General features: G+C 60.4%; 15 protein-coding genes. 13 read left to right on the forward strand and 2 right to left on the reverse strand.

The features are described 5' to 3' along the window. The first annotated feature begins 83 nt into the window (after nucleotides 1-83). The 4 genes from EXY20_RS06425 (at nucleotide 84) to EXY20_RS06440 (ending at nucleotide 4,247) form a co-directional block, all read left to right on the forward strand. Entirely contained in the window at nucleotides 84-326 is a 243-nt protein-coding gene (locus EXY20_RS06425; protein WP_135548862.1) for a hypothetical protein, read from the forward strand. Between the two features lie 92 nt (nucleotides 327-418). Next, nucleotides 419-1,558 carry a GerAB/ArcD/ProY family transporter gene (locus EXY20_RS06430; RefSeq protein ID WP_167859028.1) on the forward strand — a complete coding sequence of 380 codons (1,140 nt, stop codon included), beginning with the start codon at nucleotides 419-421 and terminating at the stop codon, nucleotides 1,556-1,558. Further along, nucleotides 1,548-3,059: a spore germination protein gene (locus EXY20_RS06435; protein WP_135548866.1), complete on the forward strand. Its 1,512-nt coding sequence runs from the start codon at nucleotides 1,548-1,550 to the stop codon at nucleotides 3,057-3,059. The genes EXY20_RS06430 and EXY20_RS06435 overlap by 11 nt, the downstream gene beginning before the upstream one ends. 15 nt (nucleotides 3,060-3,074) lie before the next feature. Then, entirely contained in the window at nucleotides 3,075-4,247 is a 1,173-nt protein-coding gene (locus EXY20_RS06440; RefSeq protein ID WP_135548868.1) for a Ger(x)C family spore germination protein, read from the forward strand. A 53-nt stretch (nucleotides 4,248-4,300) separates the two neighbouring features. Here EXY20_RS06440 and EXY20_RS06445 read toward each other — a convergent pair whose 3' ends face one another. After that, entirely contained in the window at nucleotides 4,301-5,065 is a 765-nt protein-coding gene (locus EXY20_RS06445) for an SDR family NAD(P)-dependent oxidoreductase (RefSeq protein ID WP_167859029.1), read from the reverse strand. Nucleotides 5,066-5,281: 216 nt separating this feature from the next. Between EXY20_RS06445 and EXY20_RS06450 the strand changes: the two genes are divergently transcribed. Then, the gene (locus EXY20_RS06450; protein ID WP_135548872.1) at nucleotides 5,282-6,067 is read left to right on the forward strand and encodes an IclR family transcriptional regulator; all 786 of its coding nucleotides are present in this window, start codon (nucleotides 5,282-5,284) and stop codon (nucleotides 6,065-6,067) included. Nucleotides 6,068-6,199: 132 nt separating this feature from the next. Here EXY20_RS06450 and EXY20_RS06455 read toward each other — a convergent pair whose 3' ends face one another. Further along, entirely contained in the window at nucleotides 6,200-7,777 is a 1,578-nt protein-coding gene (locus EXY20_RS06455) for an SAM-dependent methyltransferase (protein ID WP_135548874.1), read from the reverse strand. Nucleotides 7,778-7,931: 154 nt separating this feature from the next. Between EXY20_RS06455 and EXY20_RS06460 the strand changes: the two genes are divergently transcribed. The 8 genes from EXY20_RS06460 (at nucleotide 7,932) to EXY20_RS06495 (ending at nucleotide 19,612) form a co-directional block, all read left to right on the forward strand. Then, the gene (locus tag EXY20_RS06460; protein WP_135548876.1) at nucleotides 7,932-10,058 is read left to right on the forward strand and encodes an ATP-binding protein; all 2,127 of its coding nucleotides are present in this window, start codon (nucleotides 7,932-7,934) and stop codon (nucleotides 10,056-10,058) included. Nucleotides 10,059-10,079: 21 nt separating this feature from the next. Beyond that, nucleotides 10,080-11,357 carry a hypothetical protein gene (locus EXY20_RS06465; protein ID WP_135548878.1) on the forward strand — a complete coding sequence of 426 codons (1,278 nt, stop codon included), beginning with the start codon at nucleotides 10,080-10,082 and terminating at the stop codon, nucleotides 11,355-11,357. 133 nt (nucleotides 11,358-11,490) lie between these two features. Then, the gene (locus EXY20_RS06470; protein WP_135548880.1) at nucleotides 11,491-12,483 is read left to right on the forward strand and encodes an ABC transporter permease; all 993 of its coding nucleotides are present in this window, start codon (nucleotides 11,491-11,493) and stop codon (nucleotides 12,481-12,483) included. 19 nt (nucleotides 12,484-12,502) lie between these two features. Beyond that, nucleotides 12,503-13,372 carry a carbohydrate ABC transporter permease gene (locus EXY20_RS06475; RefSeq protein WP_135548882.1) on the forward strand — a complete coding sequence of 290 codons (870 nt, stop codon included), beginning with the start codon at nucleotides 12,503-12,505 and terminating at the stop codon, nucleotides 13,370-13,372. A 12-nt stretch (nucleotides 13,373-13,384) separates the two neighbouring features. Beyond that, nucleotides 13,385-14,962, forward strand: a complete 1,578-nt coding sequence (locus EXY20_RS06480; RefSeq protein ID WP_135548885.1) for a helix-turn-helix domain-containing protein — start codon at nucleotides 13,385-13,387, stop codon at nucleotides 14,960-14,962. Nucleotides 14,963-14,982: 20 nt separating this feature from the next. After that, a complete protein-coding gene (locus EXY20_RS06485) occupies nucleotides 14,983-16,740 on the forward strand; it encodes a cache domain-containing sensor histidine kinase (protein ID WP_135548887.1) in 1,758 nt (585 codons plus the stop codon). Nucleotides 16,741-16,821: 81 nt separating this feature from the next. Further along, nucleotides 16,822-17,967: an SGNH/GDSL hydrolase family protein gene (locus tag EXY20_RS06490; protein WP_135548889.1), complete on the forward strand. Its 1,146-nt coding sequence runs from the start codon at nucleotides 16,822-16,824 to the stop codon at nucleotides 17,965-17,967. Nucleotides 17,968-18,049: 82 nt separating this feature from the next. Next, a complete protein-coding gene (locus EXY20_RS06495) occupies nucleotides 18,050-19,612 on the forward strand; it encodes an extracellular solute-binding protein (RefSeq protein ID WP_167859030.1) in 1,563 nt (520 codons plus the stop codon). Nucleotides 19,613-19,619: the final 7 nt, after the last annotated feature.

Consider the following 19,619-nt stretch of genomic DNA (forward strand, 5'->3'; position numbering starts at 1 on the left):
TCAGCAGGCGCATATTTTTTCCCCCCGCATCGAATACTACGAGTACGAGGTGCCACATATTTCCCTTCGAGGTCGTCGTTGCCATGTTTGAAAGAATCGGCGTTATATGTCTGCTGTTCGGCATTCAAGCGGTCTGGGATCGCAGCATGTTGAAATCGATGAGCGCCAAGGAAGTCGTCGGTTACATCTTACTGATGCTTCCTGTCGCGTATTTGGCCGTTTTTTTCGCCTCGGGCCAGGATTGGCCCAACTACACGGATCTGCTGCAATTCGCATTCGGGAAGCCGGCCAACCGGATTGTCAATTCGCTCAAGCTGCCCGGCTGATATGACGGTTCGGCACCGATCGCAGCTCGCGGCTGCTATCGGGAGGCGCGCCCCGCATGCGATTCGAATGCCAAGTGAAAATGAGGAACCGCATGAGCACCCGGAATACGATATCCGCCGCCCAAATGGGCTATTTGCTGACCGCCGGAACGACAGGATCGGCCATCGTCTATATTCCCAATCCGCTTACGGAATCCGCGCGGAACGGGGCCTGGCTGTCGCTTATGATCGCGTATGGATTCGGTATGCTGCTGCTCGCCGGGATTGTATACTGGTACCGGGCCAACAACGGGCTCAGCCCCGTTGCCTACAGCAGGCTCCTGGCAGGCCGAATCGCTGCGGCAGCCGTCGCCGTCCCGCTTGCGGCGATGCTGCTGTTTGCCATTCCGGCGATCGTCGTCGGCATCAGCGACTTTTTTACCGTCACGATGATGAGAGAAACGCCGGCATACGTGTTCAACGGCGTCACGTTCCTGATCGCGGCGCTTACGGTGCGCGCCGGTATTGAAGTGATGGCGCGCATGTTTACTGTCCTGGTGCTAATCATGTTCGTTTTCTCCATCATTGTCATGCTGCTCGCATGGACCGCTTACCAGCCGGCATTCCTGCTTCCGCTGCTGCCGGAAGGCGCAAGGCAAGTCGCCCATGCCGCTTATATAACAGCCGGATTCCCGTTCGGCGAAATCGTGTTGTACGCCATGCTGCTCCCGTTCGTGCAGAAGGAGCCGAACCGCTCGTTGCCTCGTTGCCTTTTCGGCTCGCTTACGGTCACCTTCTTGATGTTGACACTGTCGACCGTTTGCACGATTATGGCGTACGGACCGTCTTCCGGCTTCTACAAATATTCGCTCTACATGCTGGCCCGGGAAATCCAGGTCCAGGACATCATCCAGCGGGTCGAATCGGTCATCGGCATGGCGCTCATTTTTGGCTCTTATATGAAAGCAGCGTTGTTCCTGTTCATTCTCGACCGGATTCTCATTGAGCTCTTTCGTCCGCGCCGCGAAACGATGTTTCTGATGCCGATCACAATGGCGGGACTGCTGCTGTCGCAAACAATGTTCGACAACCAGGCCGATTTCAACGAGCTGGTGTATGTCGTTTGGCCGTTTATCGTCCTGATCGTCAGCTGCACGCTGATCGCGCTGTTGGCGTTGTTGACGGCATTTCAGAAGAGAAGGCGTGCCGCGACGGGATTGGCGGCTGAAGGGGGGGAAACGGATGAAGCCTGAAGCAGGATTTACGGACGACTCGATATCGTTTCTCCTGGAGGACAACGAGCGCCGCTTGTCGGATACGTTTCGCGGCTGCGGGGACATCGTCATCCTTCCCTGGCAATACGGGCCCGATTTCGAATATGCCGCCTCCACCGTTTATTGCGAGTCGTTCGTCAAGAACAAGAAGTCGAACTTTTTGCGGGACACGATGCAAAATTTGACTACGCTCGAGGTGGGCGATACGTCGGCGATCACGCTCGAGCGGATCGTCCGATTTTTCGAGCATCACGGCGTAACGAACAAGTCGGCGTTCGTGACGGATAGCGTCCAAACGGCGATCGAACGGGTATTGGATGGACACGTTGTCGTTTTTTTCGACGGCTGGAATCGGGCGGTCAGCTACCCCGCGAACGATACGAAGACGCGGGAAGTGGGCGAACCCGTCAACGAGTCGGTCGTCCAGGGGCCACGCGAAGGCACGATTGAAAATATGGACGTCAATCTCGCCATGCTGCGCCAGCGCGTCAAATCGCCGCAGTTCAAAGTCGAGTTCCGGCACGCGGGGGCCGATCTGAAGACGAGAATGGCTTTCGTCTATTTGGAGCATGCCGTCAAGCCGCAGGTACTGGCCGAATTTCACAGTCGTCTGGAAGGCATTGAGCAGGTTGACGTCATGGAAACGTCCCATATCGAAGATTGGATAGAAGACGTGACGTATTCCCCGTTTCCGCAGCACCGGTATACCGAACGGACGGATACGGCGGCGGCGGCACTGCTGGACGGCAAAATATTGACGTTGGTCGACAATACACCGATGATTCTGATCACCCCTGCCACGTTCGTCGAGTTTTTCGGGACGAGCGAGGATTATTACGTCAGGACCGTATATGCCACGATGATCCGGTTTTTGCGGATTGGAGCGTTTTTTATCGCGCTGCTGTTGCCGAGCATCTATATTGCGCTGTCGACGTTTCATCCCGAATTGATTCCTACGGTGCTGCTGCTCGCCATTCTCGACACGCGGGAGGGGATTCCGTTCCCGGCGCTGTTCGAGGCGTTGATTATGGAGATCACCTTCGAATTGCTGCGGGAGGCCGGCATTCGCTTGCCGAAGCCGATCGGTTCGGCGGTCAGCATCGTCGGCGCGCTCGTTATCGGGCAAGCGGCCATACAGGCGAGAATTGCGTCGCCGATCATGGTGATCGTCGTGGCGCTCACCGGCATTGCGTCTTTCGCCATTCCCCACTACGAGATGGGTATCGCTCTGCGCGTGCTGCGTTTTCCGCTGATGCTCGTGGTCGGCGCTCTCGGTTTTTTTGGGTTGATGGCCGGGTTTTTGGTCATTTTTTTGCATTTGTGCAGCATGTACACGCTCGGCGAGCCGTATTTGCAGTCGCTTGCGCCACTGCGAGTGAAAGATTTGCGGGATGTGTTCGTCCGGGCGCCGATCAAACAGATGCTCCGCAAACCGAGAAATCCCCGTTTGCTCGGCAATCCCCGCCGCGACAATCGATAGGAAAGCAGGGAGAGCATGGTCAAAACGATATTGGCCGCGTGTCTGCTCGTTGCTGCGGGAGTCGGTACGACCGGCTGCTGGAGCAGCTTCGAGTTGATCGAAAGAGGCTTCGTGCAGGCGGCCGCCATCGATCTGACAGAAGACGGCAACGTCCGGCTGATTTCGCACGTTTACAAGCCCGGCGGCGGGACGACATCGCTCAAGAGCGATATCGGGCCTTCCTATGTCGACTTGACGACGACCGGCAGCACCGTTTTCGATGCGGTACGGAAGGTGTCGCTGCAGTTGGGGCGCAAGCTGCAGTGGAGCCACATGCGAATTTTGCTCATTGGCGAAGAGGTAGCCCGATCGGAAAATATCGGCAACGTCCTTGATTTTTTTTACCGCGACCATGAACCGAGAGGAACGATTGACGTCATTCTGACGAAAGGACAAGCCGGCGACTATTTGACGCTGCGGCCGATGATCGAAAGCACCATGGGCCAGCAGCTGTTGCGCGTGGAGGAAATCGGGACGTTGGAATCGGGCCAAACGATCAACGTTACCGTCACGAAGCTGAAAATCCGCTCAAGCGCCGAAGTGCCGGCCGAAATGCTCCCGCTCCTGGCGTTTAAGAACGGGGGAAAAAACGTCGTCGTTTCGGGATTGGCAACTGTGGATTTGGCGAAAGGGAAGTTGACCGGGACTATCCCGCTAGCCAACGTCCAAAGCGCGCTTATGCTGAGCGGCAAGTTCAAGCGCGGCATTATCGACGTACCTTGCGGGAAGGAACGGAAGCCGGCAAACTCCGGTTACGATTCCTTCGAAGTTGGACGTACGAAGGCGAAGCTGACCCCGGTCGTAGCGGGAGACGCGCTGCGGGTCGGCTTCCGTCTTGAACTGGAAGGTTCGGCTGGCGAGCTGGTTTGCTCGAAAGCCGATACGAAGGAAGAAGTGCGGCAGTTTGCGGAGCGCGTGGAGCAGACGGTCGAGCGGCAAATCCGGGACACGGTCAAGCTGCTGCAGAGCGAACGATCGGACGTGATCGGTGTCGGCATGAAGGTGTTTCGCCAGCACAGCCGGGTATGGAAAAGATGGAAGCCTGATTGGGAAAGGCGCTTTGCCGAAAGCGAGTTCGATATCAGCGTCAAGGCGATCGTCAAAAGCACCGGCACGACGATTGGCAAGCCGTTCTCCGAAGCGAAATGAAACAGCCGGCTGCAAGGGCAGCCGGCCGTCAATTCTGTTGGGATGGCGCCGTTTTACAGCTCGCTGGCGTTGGCCAGATGGCCGCCGTCGACGACGAGCGTTGCGCCGGTGACGTACGAAGCTTCGTCGGACGCGAGGAACAGGAACGCGTTCGCCACTTCGCGAATCGTGCCGAGCCGGCCCATAGGCGTACGCGCCGTGAGGTGCAGCGAGTTGTTCTCCTTCTGCTTCAGCTCGCGGTCAAGCGGTGTATCGATGAAGCCCGGCGCCACGCCGTTCACGCGAATGCCGTGCGCCGCCAGTTCGGCCGCCATCGACTGCGTCAACAGCACGACGCCGCCCTTGGATGCGTTGTAATGCGCCAGCATCGAGCTGCCGCCGAGCCCGTTCTTGGATGCCATATTGACGATGGCGCCTCCGGTCCCTTGTTCGACGAGCCGGCGGGAGACGAGTTGGCTCAGCACGAACATGCCTTTCAGGTTGATGTCGATCACGCGGTCCCAATGGTCCGCAGGAATGTTCAGGAACGGCTCGCGGTAAGCGATGCCCGCATTGTTGATGAGAATGTCGAGCCCGCCCCACACGCTCCATGCCGCCGCCGCCGCTTCCGCGATCTGCCCGGGATCGGACAGGTCGCAAACGAGCGAAGCGACGTCGAACCCGCGCTCCTTTAGCTCCGCTTCTGCCTGCTTCAGTTCTTCGAGGCGCACGTCGAGCAGCACGACGCGGGCGCCCTCCTCCGCAAACCGTTCGGCAACGCCTTTGCCGATTCCCCGAGCGCCGCCGGTAACGAGCGCCCGTTTTCCTTGTAACCGCATGATGGTCATCCTTCCTGCTTATGTTGATAATAAGTTTCGCTTAATATAATAATCGAAGATCAATATATTGAACATAGCGGTTTCTCCCGCCGGTTGTCAAGTAGGCAGCGCACAATTGACAATCGCAAGCTTTCCTATTTATAGTTAGACAAAAGGCTTGTTCAACCGATTAACAGCCAGCCGGCGAAACAAGCCGTTTGCAACGGAGGGACTCATATGGCGCAAGGGACGAAAGATTATTCGGTTCCGGCATTGGAGAAATCGATCATGATTTTGAACGCGCTCGCCGAGGCGGAGCTGTCGACAAGCGACTTGCACCTGCAGCTCAAGCTGCCGAAGTCGACGACGTTCGTCATTCTCAATACGCTCGAGCAGCACGCGATCATCCAGAAATCGCCGGAAGGCAAATACCGGCTTGGTCACGGCGTGCTGCGCTGGGGCATGAGCTATTTCAAATCGATGGATGTGGTGAGAATCGCCCGTCCGCTGCTGGAGCGGCTTGTGTCCGGCACGCCGTTTACGGCCCATCTGGCGGCGCCGGTCGACAACAAGCCGGTTTATGTCGACAAGGTGGAAGGCGGCGGATTCGTCCGTTTCGCCACGGCGATCGGGCAGACGCAGCCGCTGTTCCGCTCCGCCGTCGGCAAAGCGATGGCGTCCGACTGGACGGAGGAGCAGCTGCGCGGCTTTCTGCTCGAAGAGGGGCAAGGAGCGGCCGACCCGGGCAAAATCGAACGGGAACTCGCCAAAATGAGGGAGGATGCGCAATTTGTCCGCGAGCACGGGTTCGTCGTCGAAGACGAGGAGTTCGAGGAAGGCGTCCGCTGCGTCGGAGCGCCGATTCGCGGCGCCAATGGCGGCATTGTCGCGTCGCTCAGCATCACGGCGCTGATCAAGGATTTGCCGGTCGTCAAGTTTATCGCCGTCGGCAACGCCGTCAAGGACACCGCCGGGCAAATTTCCCGCGAGCTTGGCTACCGAGGCGGCATTTCGGACGTTTGAGGCTTATTGGCTCCGCCAGGACCCGAATCGGAGCGGCGCAAAGCAAATTTGTTGGTTGGCGGAAGGGAGAATGCTGCGCTTTGTGCAATGTATCTGCTCAGCGAGGGCGGGAGGCTGTCTACCGTTCGGGCATCAGCTTCTCTGCCGGATCCGCTCGAGCAAGCCGATCACGGTGCCCTGCTGCGGATCGAGTTCGAGTGCAAGCAAAGCGCAATGCTCCGCTTCCTCCCATTCCTCCAAATAATAATGGCACGAGCCGAGGTAGTAGTATATTTTGACATCCGGGCCGTAATGGCGCAGCGCCAGCTGCAAATACGCGATCGCTTCGCGTTCCTCGTCCAGCGCATAAAGCAGCATCCCGATATACAGGGCGAGATGCTCTTTTTCCCCGATCGGATAGTAGTTGTCCCACAGCTCGATCGTTGCGCGCCTCCAGGCGACGACGGGGAAGCTTCCTTGCTCCTGCTCGATTCTGGCGAACAGATGGGGGAAATAATCGAGGAAAGATTTGGCGTCCCACTTCGTCCACCTCGCATAAGCAAGCAACTGCTCCCCCGTAAGCTTGGCGTAGTCCGATTTGATCGCTTCCCGCAGCGTATAGTAGTCGTCCGGGCCGAATTGCGCGATCGTTTCGCCGAACGCGAACCGCGTTTGGGCGAGCGGGTCTCCCGGCCGTCCATGAAGCAAGCCGACGACGCCGATGTGCGCGTGATAGCCGCCTTCCGTATGCAGCATTTCGCCGCCGAGCAAGCCGGCAAACCGTCCGAGCGCATGGAAATTGACGTTCATCGAGATGCTGCCGTGTTTGATGATCGCGGGCAGCGCCATGCCTTCCAGCGAGCGCTTGTCGACCGCGCCCTTGTCCGCCGCCAGCAGCAGCAAACGACCGTCGCCTAGTCGAAGCAGCTTCTCGACGCACCGCATCGCCGCAATCGGCAGCGTAAACGAAAGGTTGGCAAATTGCGCCGCATACGAATGCAGCACCCGATTCGCCGCTTCGCTGTCGTAGTATTGTTCCGCAGCATCCGCAGGCAGCGGCTCCAGGTCGAACTCCGCCTCCAGCCGCGACAGCAGCGCCGGATCGCGGGGATCGGCTTCTTCCGCCTCCGACGATACGGAAACGAGGCACTCAAACAGCTGTTCGTTTTCGATCACGAACGCATCGTGCGGGATGCTGTCGAACACGTAGCCCGCGATGACGACCAGCGAATCGCCCGGCGTCCCGCCGGCGATTGCCGCGCCGCTGCCGCGAAGGACGATCGTGTCGTCATGCTGCGCGTCGAACATGGCAAAATCGAGCGTCCCGCTTGCGACGAACGGCGCCAGCTTGTCGTGGCGCTCCCAGAAGGCGACGTTGCTTTCGGCGAAATCGGTCATGACGTAAGTGTAGCGGACTTGCCGCAGCGGCGGCAACGCGCACAACCGGGCCAGCTCGCGGAGCAAGTGATAGCTGAACCTGCCCGATCCCGTGCCTAGCTCCACGATGTACAGCCGCGCTTCCGGATCGCGGTCCGGCCGCTCCAGCCAATCGCGCATGTAGCCGGCGATGACGGCGGCGAATGCACCCGCCATGAACGGATTGCTCGTGATATAATGCGGCACCGTGCCGCCCGACCAGGCGCCGGGCCCCGCAGCCGCAAAATAGCGGCGCTGCAGTTCCCACATGACCGACGCCGACAGCGGCTTGCCCGATTCCAGCCAATAGGCCAAACGAACCCCTCCTACTCATAGTTACTGTACCTTGAAACAAGTCTCGGAGCAAATCGAATTTTCACGAAAAATGTTGTTAACGCCGGGGCCAGGAATGGTATGATGGGAGAGTCAGAAATGCGAGACAACGGGGAATAGGCATATAGGAGGGATTTTGCTGGAAGGCCTGACGACAATGCCTTATGCCAACATGTGGGACTATTACGCCGAGGCCTGTACGCTGCTGGATAGGCGATTGAACGAGCTGGTCCGCGAGCACGCGGCGGATGCGGGCGAACCGGCGCCGCCCGGCGCGCTTGCCGCGCCCGACCCGGAAGCGCAAGAGGACGGGCTTGCGGCGATCATCGCGGGGCGTGCGGCGGCGAGCGCCGAAGCCGGCATTTATTTGCCGCTGCCGTACATCGCCGGATTGTTCGGCTTGACCGCCTTCGAAACGTACGTAGTCCTGTGCGCGTTTGCCGTGGAGCTGGATCGCAAGTACGAGACAGCGTACGGCTATTTGTTGGACGCGAGGCAGGCCAAAGGACCGTCCGTGGACACGGTGCTGCGCCTGTATTACGGCACGGAAGGCGCGGAAGCGGAGCGATGGGAAGCGCGCAAGGCGTTTGCCGCGGACGGCACGCTGCGGCGGTTCTTCCTGCGGGCCGAAAAGGACCGCGGCCAGAACGCGCTTTCGGCGCCGCTTCAACTGGAGGAGCGAATCGTATCGTTTCTGCTTGGCGCGGGCGGCATCGACGCGCGGATCGAGCCGTTCGCGCGGTTTCACGATCCGGCGGAGACGCTGCCCGGGCTGCTGATCGGCCGGGAGGCGCAGACGCGGCTGCAGGAGTATACGGACGCCTACTTCCTTCAGGCGGGTTCGGCGGGCGAACCGAAGCCGTATATCCTGTTTTCCGTTTGGGGACAGACCGGAGCCGGCAAACTGCTGCAAGTGAAGCACTTTGCCCGTCATTTTGACCAACGGCTGCTGATCGTCGACTTGCGGCGAATGCTTGCGGATGCGGTTCCGTTCGAAACGGCGGTGAAGCTGGCGCTGCTGGAAGCCGTCCTGCAGCGGGTGCTGCCGGTGTTTGCCCATTTCGAGGAGCTGCTGGAGGAAGGCGAAGCCGTAAAGAAGAAGCGGCTGCACCTGCTGGACGCCATCCGCCGGACGCGTTCGATCGTCTTCGTGTTGTCCGCGCGGCAATGGAAACCGGCCGAAGCGGTGCTGCCGGTATTCGTCGAGATCGAGCTGCCGGTTCCCGCCGCCCTCGAGCGGGCGATGCTGTGGGAGCATTTTGCCCGGGGCCGCAGCGTAGGCGATAAGGTCGATTGGGGCGTCATGGCCAGCAAGTTCCGGTTTACGCCGGGGCAGATCGCGCACGCGCTCGATTCGGCGGAGCAGCTCGCCGCCTGGAACCGGATGGAACGGCGGCTGCATATGGAGGAGCTTCACCAGGCGTGTTACGTGCAGACGCAGCACAAGCTGGACACGAAGGCGAAGCGGCTGACGCCGCGACATACGTGGGACCGGCTCATTCTGCCCGCGGAGCAGAAGGACGAGCTGCGCCATGCCTGCAACCAGATGAAATACCGTCACGTCGTGTATGGCAAATGGGGCTTCGACCAGCGGCTGTCCTACGGCACCGGGCTGAGCATGTTGTTCTCCGGCCCGCCGGGCACGGGCAAAACGATGGCCGCGGAAGTGATCGCCAAGGAGCTGTATCTGGAAATTTACCGGATCGACTTGTCCCAGGTAATCAGCAAATACATCGGCGAAACGGAAAAAAACTTGCAGGAAATTTTTCGCGAGGCGGCCCACAGCCATGCGATTTTGTTCTTCGACGAGGCGGACGCCTTGTTTAGCAAGCGGTCCGAAGTGAAAGACGCCAACGACAAATACGCCAACATGGAAGTCGCTTATTTGCTGCAGAAGATGGAAGAGTACGAAGGCATCTCGATCATGGCGACGAACCTGCAGCAAAATATCGACGAAGCGTTCATCCGCCGCATTTCGTACGTGATCAAATTCCCTTTCCCCGACGCGGACGATCGCGAGCGGCTGTGGCGCTCGATGATTCCGCAGGATGCGCCCCAGCGGGGGCTCGATTACCGGCTGATCGCCGAACGGATCGAGCTGGCGGGCGGCAATATCAAGAACATCGCCGTTTCCGCGGCGTTTATGGCCGCCGAGGAAGGCGGCGCGATCGGCATGCGCCACATCGCGCAGGCGGCGAAGTACGAGCTGAAAAAAACCGGCCGCATCGTCATGAAGGAATTTTGGGACGAAGCGTTCGATTGAAAAAGGGACGGAGGGAACATCATGCCATTTCATCGGCATCAGCGGCTGCGGGAAGAAGGAGAGGGCTTGGGGCACGACTCCGACGGGGGGGAACACGAAGCGCCGGCGTATGAAGCGGAGGAAGATCACGATTCCGCGAGCAGCTTCGACGAATTTATGGCCGGACCGGCGGAGAAGAAGCCCGGATTCTTCGGCAGCATCGTCAAAAAGCTGGGCGGCGACAGGGTGAAGGCCGGCGTGGAATCGGCGCGGAACACGGTCGACCACGCGAAAGGCGCGGCCAAGGACCGGGTGTTCGGCGGTTATTCGGGCGCGAAGGGCGAACGGCAGAAAAAAACGGACAACATCAGCCTTCTCGCGTCCGACGCCTTGATGAACAGTCCCGACATCGAGCATAAAGCGCAAGCGGTGGTGGACAAGCACGACGGCATGGCGGCCATGGCCAAAAACAAGGTGAAAAGCATGACCGGGGCGGCTACCGTCGAGCGCGGCATCGATTTGGCGCGCAGCGCTCATGCGGCATTTGCCGGCAGCGGACCGGAGGAAGAGAAGGCATTCCACAAGCAAAGTCTGGTGGAAGCGGGACGCGACGCCGCCGAGGCGCTCGTCGGCAAAGGGGCCGAAGCGGCCACCGGAGGCATCGTGCCGGGCGTCGGCTCCGCGGCGAAAGGGTTGTTCGGCCTGGCGACGGGCATGTCCGACAAACGGCTCGGCATCGCCCAGGACCTCGGCGAACGCAAGCACAGCGACCCGGCGGCGCACGAGCGTTTCCTCGTCTCCCGCGGCGGCAGCCAGGCCGACAAACAATACCTCGGCGCGGTCAGCGGGACGAGCATCGGCGATACGGCGGGACGCGATTTGATGAAAACCGGCAAACGCGCCGGCAATACCGTTGCCTCTGCCAAGGAAACGCTGAAAACGGCTGCTGTCATGCGCAATGACTTGCGTGAAGATTCGCGGAACTGGGAGAGCGGCGAAAGCGAAATGGAGGAAACGGCGCCGGGCTGGGTAGCGCCAAGCCTGGCCCATCTGTTTCCCGGAAGCGGCGGCAGCCCCGCCCCGGTTGCCTCGCCTGCGCCGCGGCCGGGCGGTCTTGCCCCGGCTCCGCCCGGGCAATCGCCGGCATCGGCAACCCGATCGCCGGGAGGGACTCCGGCTCCGGCTCCGGCGAAAAATCCGTTCGACGAGTTCGACGCGATGTTCGGCGGCGGCGAACAGAAGGCGGCGCCGTCCGGCGCCAAGCCGGCCGATCCGAAGCCGAAGTCGCTCGTCGACGAATACAGCTCGTTCTTCACCTGATCGCAGCGGCGGAAAGCCGCTTGCGGACGAAAGCTATGATAACCGTGGCAAACGTTAATTCCCCTCTCTTTTTTGGCTGGCGGCGTCGAGGTAACATAGACGTCAGACCAACCGAAAGACGAGGGGATTTTGTTTGAAACCGTACGCTTCTACCGCCGCGAAACGCCCATCCCCGCACCGCTTTTGGCGCGTTCCTCCAGGCAGCCGCAGCGGCGCCGGTCCTATCCGCAGGAGCGCCGCCGCGCTTCGCCGTCATTACTGGCTTTACCTCCTGCTGCTCCCTTCGCTGCTTTATTTCGTGCTGTTCCATTTCGCGCCGTATTACGGGCTGTCGATCGCATTTAAAGATTTTTCGCCCGTGCGAGGCATCGCCGCCAGCCCATGGGTCGGCTGGAAGCATTTTGCCGCCATTTTTGCCGATCCCGACTTTTTCCGCCTGCTGCGCAACACGCTGTTCATCAGCCTGTACAAGCTGCTGTTCGGCTTCCCCGTGCCGATCGTGTTTGCGCTGCTGCTGAACGAAGTGCGGCTGGCCGCGTTCAAGCGGACGATCCAGACCGTGACCTATTTCCCCCATTTTTTGTCCTGGGTCGTTTACGGCGGCATCGTCACCGCGTTTTTGACGCCTTCCGGCGTGATCAACAGTCTGCTCAAGGCGCTTGAGCTGGACGCGGTCAACTTTTTGGCCGATCATCGTTATTTCCGCCCGATCATCATCGTCACGAATATTCTCAAAGAGTTCGGCTGGAGCGCGATCATTTATTTGGCGGCGCTTGCGGGAGTCAATCCGGAGCTGTACCAGTCGGCCCGCGTGGACGGCGCGAACCGGCTGCAGCAGCTCGTTCATGTGACGCTGCCCGGCATCATGCCAACGGTGACGCTGATGTTCATTATCAGCCTGAGCCACATTCTCGACGCGGGCTTCGAGCAAATTTACGTCATGCTCAATCCGGCCGTATATGCCGTCGGCGATATTATCGATACTTATGTTTATCGTCTCGGCCTTGAGCGCGGCCAGTTCAGCATCGCCACCGCCGTCGGGCTGTTCAAGGGCGTCATCGGCTTCGTGCTGATCGTGACCGCCAATACGCTGCTGAAGAAGCTTGGCCAGCGCACCATCTGGTAGGACAAGGAGGCGGTTCCAAATGAAAATCCGCGAGCGCAGCAAGCTCGCCGACGCGCTCATATATGCCGTGCTGGCGCTGTCTGGTATACTGACGGTAGTACCTATGCTGCACGTGTTTTCCGTTTCGCTGACGGCTTCGGCCGCCGTTTACGACGCGCCGATTTTGCTGTACCCGCGCCAGCTGACGCTGCGCGCGTTCGACTACATTTTTACGACGCCGTCGCTGATCCGCGCTTTTGGCGTGACCGTACAGATTACGCTGCTCGGCACGCTGCTGAATTTGCTGTTCACGATCACCGCCGCTTATGCGCTGTCCAAGCGCTATTTGCCCGGCTTGCGGGCGTTTATGCTGCTGATCGTCGTCGTGATGACGTTTAACGCCGGCATTATTCCCACTTATTTGAATGTCAAACAGTTCGGCCTGCTCGACTCGATCTGGGCGATGATCGTCCCGGGGACGGTCAACGCGTTTTATTTGATTCTGATGCGCAACTTTTTCATGGACTTGCCGGCCGAAATCGAAGAATCCGCCCGCATGGACGGCTGCAGCGAACCGGTGCTGATCGCGCGCATCGTCGTGCCGCTGTCGATGCCGGTCATCGCCACCGTCGGATTGTTTTACGGCGTGGCGCATTGGAACGAGTTTTTCAAAGGCGTGTTCTACATTACCGACACCCGCAAATGGCCGTTGCAGGTGCTGCTGAAGACGATTCTGTTCGACAACAACTTCAACGAGCTGAAGAGCTCCGACAATATCGCCATGCGCATCGAACCGGCGAATGTGCAGGCGGCCGTTATCGTGTTCGCAACGGTGCCGATTATGCTCGTATACCCGTTTCTGCAAAAATACTTCGTCAAAGGCATCGTTATGGGAGCAGTCAAAGGGTAGGAGGGATCGCGGATGGCGAACGGAATCGAGCTGCTGCTCGTCGAGGACGAAGCGGACGTGCTGGCGGGCATGGAAGCGGCCGTGCGCGAAATGGCGCACGGCTTTACGGCGATTCACGCCGCCGGCAATGCGGAGGACGCGCTGGCGATCATCGCCAGCCGCCGGCCGCACATCGTCGTCACCGACATCGTGCTGCCGCGCATGTCCGGCCTCGAGCTGATCGAGGCGGCGATCGCCGCCGGCTGCAAGGCGAAGACGGTCGTCGTGTCGAGCTACGACAAGTTCGGCTACGTGCAGCGCAGCCTGCAGCTTGGCGCCGTCGATTACGTGCTGAAGCCGATCGACAAAGCCGAGTTTTGCGCCAAGCTGACCCGGCTGGCGGCCGTTGTGGCCGACGAGCGCGAGCGGCAGCTGCGCGTGCGCCGGCAGGAGGAGCAGGCGCTGATCGGCACGAAGCTGCTGCAGGAGCAGTTCGTGCTCGGGCTGTGTACGCAGAAGGCGCAACTTCTCGAGCATGTGGTGCACCGGCTGCAAATGTGGGGGCTGCTGTGGCTGACGACGACGCCTTACGCCGTCGCCGTCTTCCGCATCGACGGCGACGCGCCGCAGGAAACCGGCCGCGAGGGCGAACTGCGGCTGTTTTCCGTCGGCAACGTGGCGGCGGAAACGGCGAGCCGGTTCGAGCGCACCGTGCTGGTCAAAAACGCGCACAACGTCTGGATCGCCATCACCGCCGAGGAGGACGCCGAGGCGCTGTGCCGGGACATACGCGACAATGTGCGCCGGTATCAGCGAATCGAGCTCGTTTTCGGCGTCAGCAGCCGGATGTACGCGTTCCAGTCGCTGCCCGAAGCGTACGAGCAAGGCGTGCAGGCGCTTCGTTTCGCCGATGCGCGGCGGCTGCCGCTGGCGCATTATTCCGATGTAGCCCGCGAGGCCGGCGGCGATGCGGCCTGGTCCGACGACATGCTGGCCGACTTGCTGCTGGCCGGCGAAATGGGGCGGCTCGCGCCGGTTGTAGGCGACATGCTGAACCGGCTCGTTATGGAAGGGCATGTCGCCGGCCGTTCGCAGCTCGCCCAGGCGTGCCTGAACGGCATTATTCGCATCAGCGGCTGCATCAGCCGCAAGACGGGGCTGGCCGTCGAGCAAATTCCGCTGGCTTTGTGGGAGAAGCTCGAGCGCTGCGACGATCTGGAGGCGGTCAAGCGCGAGCTGATCGACTATTACGCGGCGCTGTCGGACAGCTTGTGCGCGCGGCTCGGAGGCCTCAGCAACGCGATTATCGAAAAGGCGAAGGCGATCATCGAAAGCCAGGCCGACCGTCACTTGTCGCAGCAGGTGCTGGCGGAGAAGCTGGCGATCCATCCGGTGTGGCTCAGCCGGCTGTTCAAGAAGGAAACGGGCCGCACGTTTTCCGACTACGTCACCGATGTGCGCATGGAGCGGGCCAAACAGCTGCTGCGCGATTCGAGCATGCGCATCTACGAGATCGCTTCGCTGCTCGGGTACCAGGACTTGCAGCATTTCGGCAAGGTGTTCAAGAAGCGGGCGGGCGTAACGCCGAAGGAATACCGCTACGGCAAATAACCGGGAAGGGGACCTGGCCGTTGACGCTCTATCAGAAAATCGTCCTGCCGCTCGTCTGCATCGTCGTCATTCCGACGGTGCTGCTCGGGCTGCTTGCGTTTCAGCGCTCCAGCGAGCAGATCGAGGCGATGGCGCGCACGCTGCTGCTTGACAACCTGCAGCACAACATCAAACGGCTGAACGAACGGCTGACGGCCATCGAGGCGCAATCGGAAAACGTCATCGCCTCGGAGAAGCTGCGCTTCCTGCTCGGCTCGGGGCCGCCGGCCACGCTTGTCGACGAGCTGGAGTTTATCCGCCAAATTTACGCGCTGATCGGCGAATTAAAAGGCGACTACGAGCTTACCCTGTACCCGAAGCAGCTGGACAAATACCCGAATTACAACAGCTCCTCCGTCACCCCGGACACGCCCTGGTTCCGCCAGGCGATCGACATGGGCGGCCGTCCGTTCTGGCGCGTCGAGTCGCCTTCCGGCGGTCCGGTGCCGCAGGTGCTGCACTACGTTCGTTCGGTGCGCAGCATTCCGCTGCTGGAGACGCTGGCCGTGATGGACATTCGTATTCCCGCCTTCGTGCTGACGAACGACATTACGGCGCCGGAGCATTTGCGCCATGTGCGCTTCACCGTCATTGACGGGCTAGGCGGGCTGATTATGGCCGATAAAGGCGAGATGGACGGGCTGCTGACGGCGCTGCTGGGCACAGCCGCGCCCGAGCCCGGCTCCGACCGGATTCGCACGATCGTTCTGGACGGCAAGCCGCATTACGAGGCGTCGCTGCCCGTAGGCAAAAACGACTGGCGGCTCGTCGCCACGATCCCGGTCGCCGATCTGATGGGGCCGGTGGACAACATCAAAACGTTCATGTGGTGGCTTGTTGCCGCCGGCATTGCACTGATGGTCGTGTTCGCCATGCTGCTCGTCAAGCTGTTTACGACGCCGGTCAAATCGCTTGTGCACCATATGCGCCGCATCCACCGCGGAGAACTGGCCTATTACCCGCATTACGCCAAACGCGGCGACGAAATCGGACAGCTGATGCACGGGTACAACTCGATGGTGTCGGGTTTGCTGCGGCTGATCGACAACACGAAGGGGATCGAAGAGGAGAAACGGCGGCTCGAGATGCGCACGCTGATTCACCAGATCAATCCGCATTTTCTGTACAACACGATGGATGCGATCCGCTGGCGTGCGGAGCGGGCCGGCGAATCTACGATCGCCGAGATGGTGGCCTCGCTCGTCAACCTGCTTCGTTTCAGCATCAACAACGGCGAGGAACTGACGACGGTCGAGCGGGAAATCGAGCATGTGCGCAGCTACCTGAACATCGAAACGAAGCGCGCCGGCGAAACGTTCCAGGCGTTGTTTCACATTCAGCCGCACGTGATGCAGGCGCCGTTCATGAAGCTGACGATTCAGCCATTGGTGGAGAATGCCGTCAAGCATGCGATCAAAAAAAACGGCAGGGAAGGCGGCGGCGGGAAAATCATGATTTCGCTGCTGCGCGAAGGCGATTGCCTGGTGTGCCGGGTGGAGGACAACGGGCCGGGTTCCACGATCGACCTTGCGGAGCATTTCCGCGCGCTCGACCGGCAGCACGGCAACGCCGACTCCGGCGTCGGCCTGTACAATACGAACCGCCGGCTGCAGCTGCGCTTCGGCGAAGCCTACGGCATTCGCCTGGACAACCGCGAAGGCGGAGGCTGCACGGCGACGCTCGTCCATCCTTTGCTCGAGCCCGAATCTGCTAACGGCGCACGGGAAAAAGATAAATAAGTCGTCTTATTTTCCGCCCGCAACCGCGTTACGATGAGGGGGAAGACCAACGACAACGGACGACGGGGATGGGGAGCGCACATGGAGCAACCGACTGGCAAGGTGTTTTTTGATCAACTGGATCCGAATATGAAGCTGCCGGAACGGGAGGGGACGGACGACGGCGGACTGCGGGCGTACTCGCCGCTGCAGCCGCCGTTTCACGTCGCCGGCTTCGGCTGGTTCGCGGAGGAGCGCGTCTACAACCGGCTGCCGCTGGCGCCGCGGCTGCCGGTGCGCGAGCCGGTGCGCGAGCTTGCCGCCTGCACCGCGGGCGGGCAAATCCGCTTCCGCACCGACTCGCGTCGGCTGACGATCCGCGTCAGGCTGCGCGGTGCCGCGAACATGTACCATATGCCCGCCACCGGCCAATGCGGGTTCGATTGTTACCTGGAATCGAATGGGAGCTTATACTACCACGGCACGGTGAAGTACGACCGTACGAAGACGGCGTACGAAAGCTTGCTGTTTGCGCTGGACGAACGTGAGCTGCGCGGCGTGACGCTGCATTTTCCGCTGTACCAGGCGGTGGAGGAAGTGCAGCTGCTGCTGGAGCCGGACGCCGCGGTGCTGCCGCCGGCGGCTTATGCGGGTGCAGGCAAAGTGATCGTTTACGGCACGTCGATCACGCAGGGCGGCTGCGCCTCGCGGCCGGGCATGGCGTATACGAACATCATGAGCCGCCGGCTGCCGTACGAGTTCGTCAACCTCGGCTTCTCCGGCAATGGCCGCGGCGAACCGGAGCTGGCCGAGCTGATCGCCGATATCGCGGGTTCCGCCTGCCTCGTGCTCGATTACGACGGCAATTGCCCGGACGCGGCCCATGTCGCTCGCACCTTGCCCGCGTTTATCGCGTTGTACCGCCGCCGTCATTCGTCGGTGCCGATTCTCGTCGTATCCAAGGTGCGTTATGCCAAGGAGCGCTGGGATGCGGCCAAGGAGGAGGAACGGCTGGAGCGGCGCGACATCCAGCGGGAGACGGTCGAACGGCTGCGGCGGGAGGGGGACGGCAAGGTGTTTTTTCTGGACGGCTCCGATCTGCTCGGGGACGACTACGAGGAGTGCACCGTCGACGGCTCGCATCCGACGGACCTCGGTTTCCTCCGGCTGGCGGACGGCCTGACGCCGGTTGTTGCCCGGTTGCTCGGCCATGATGATGTTAACGGCGCAAGGGGAAAAGATAAATAATTCGTCTTATTTTATTCCGGCGGACGCTGTACGATTGTTCATGAAATGACAACTGACACAGAAAAAGGAGGTTTTGTCAATGATGAGCAAGAAAGTGGCAAGCACGCTGGCTGTCATTCTGGCGACGGCCACCCTGTATGGCTGCTCCGGGGGGAACAAAAACGATTCGGCTTCCTCAGTTTCGCCGTCCGCGACAGGAACGGCCGCCGCCAAGTCGCCGTCGCCGAGCGCCAGCCAGGCGCCGGCCAAAATCGTCGTCATGAAGCCGCTGTTTTCCTCGCATGTGTACTATCCGGATTCCGAGCTTGAGAAACTGGTGGAGAAAGGGGCGGGCGTCGAGGTTACGTACGAGGTGCCGCCCGACACGGAGTACAAGTCGAAGCTGAGCGTCAAGATCGCCGGCGGCGACGTGCCGGACATCATCCAGACGTACAGCCCGAACGATCCCGAGCATAACGCATTTATCGCCCAAGGGTTGTTCCGTCCGCTCGACGACTTGCTGCCCAAGTTCCCGAAGCTGAAGGACACGTTCAGCGACACGACCTGGGACATGCTGCGCAACCCGGCCGACGGCAAAATTTACGGCGTGCCGCTAATGAAAGACCGCACCGGCCCGGGGATCGTCGTTCGGACGGACATTCTGAAGGAGCTCGGACTGGCGACGCCGAAGACGCTGGATGAACTGGTCGCCGTGCTGAAGGAAGTGAAGACCAAGAAAAAAGACCTGGTGCCGTTCGTGTTTACCGGCAACGGGATCAACGAGATCCAGACGTTTTTCCCGCTGTGGGGCGTCAATCCGGGCTGGTATCCGGAGCCGAAGGATCCGAACAAGCTGGCTTACGGCATGATCGATCCGCGCGCCAAGGAAGTCGTCAAATTCATGCGCATGCTGCGCGAGGAAGGGCTGCTCGATCCGGACTACCTCGTCGGCAAAGTGACCGGCAACGAGAAGTACGGCGCCGGCAAAGCCGCCGTCATCGACATCAACATCGGAGGCGCACGCAATTTCATGCGCGACTTCGGCGCCGAGGTGATCGATCCGATTACGAACGGCAGCAACGTCTGGTCGCTCGCTTATCCGGCGCTGCCGATCTCGCGGGTGAACCAAATATCGGCCAAATCGAAAAATCCCGAGGCGGCGCTGCGCTATCTCGAGTACGAGGTGACCGACGGTTACGATTACATTCACTGGGGCGTCGAGGGCAAAAACTACACCATCCAGAACGGTGAGAAAGTCGTGCTGCCGGACGATAAAAAAGATCCCCAATATCGCACGAATGTGGCGCTGGAGCTGTTGGCGCCGGAATGGGTATTTTCGCATACGGACAAATATTCGAGCTTTGTCGGCGAGAAGCTGGCGAAGCTGGTGATGGACCGCATCGCCGTTTATGAGCAGCATATCGTCTACGACCATCTGCGCTCGAACACGCTCATCCCGACGCTGCAGGAAAAGTCGGCCCAACTCAAGCAGGTGCTCGACGAAGGTTATTCGAAAATGATTCTCGACAGCAAGGTCGACATTGACAAGTCGTTCGACGAAATGGTCGCCAAGTGGCGCAGCCTGGGCGGCGATAAGGTGATCGAAGAGGTCAACACACTGCAGAAGGACAAGTCAACGCCCAAATATTCATACAAGAAAAAGTAACGGTTCG

The sequence above is a fragment of the Paenibacillus cymbidii genome, assembly GCF_004764705.1.
Classification (GTDB): Bacteria; Bacillota; Bacilli; order Paenibacillales; family NBRC-103111; genus Paenibacillus_AN; species Paenibacillus_AN cymbidii.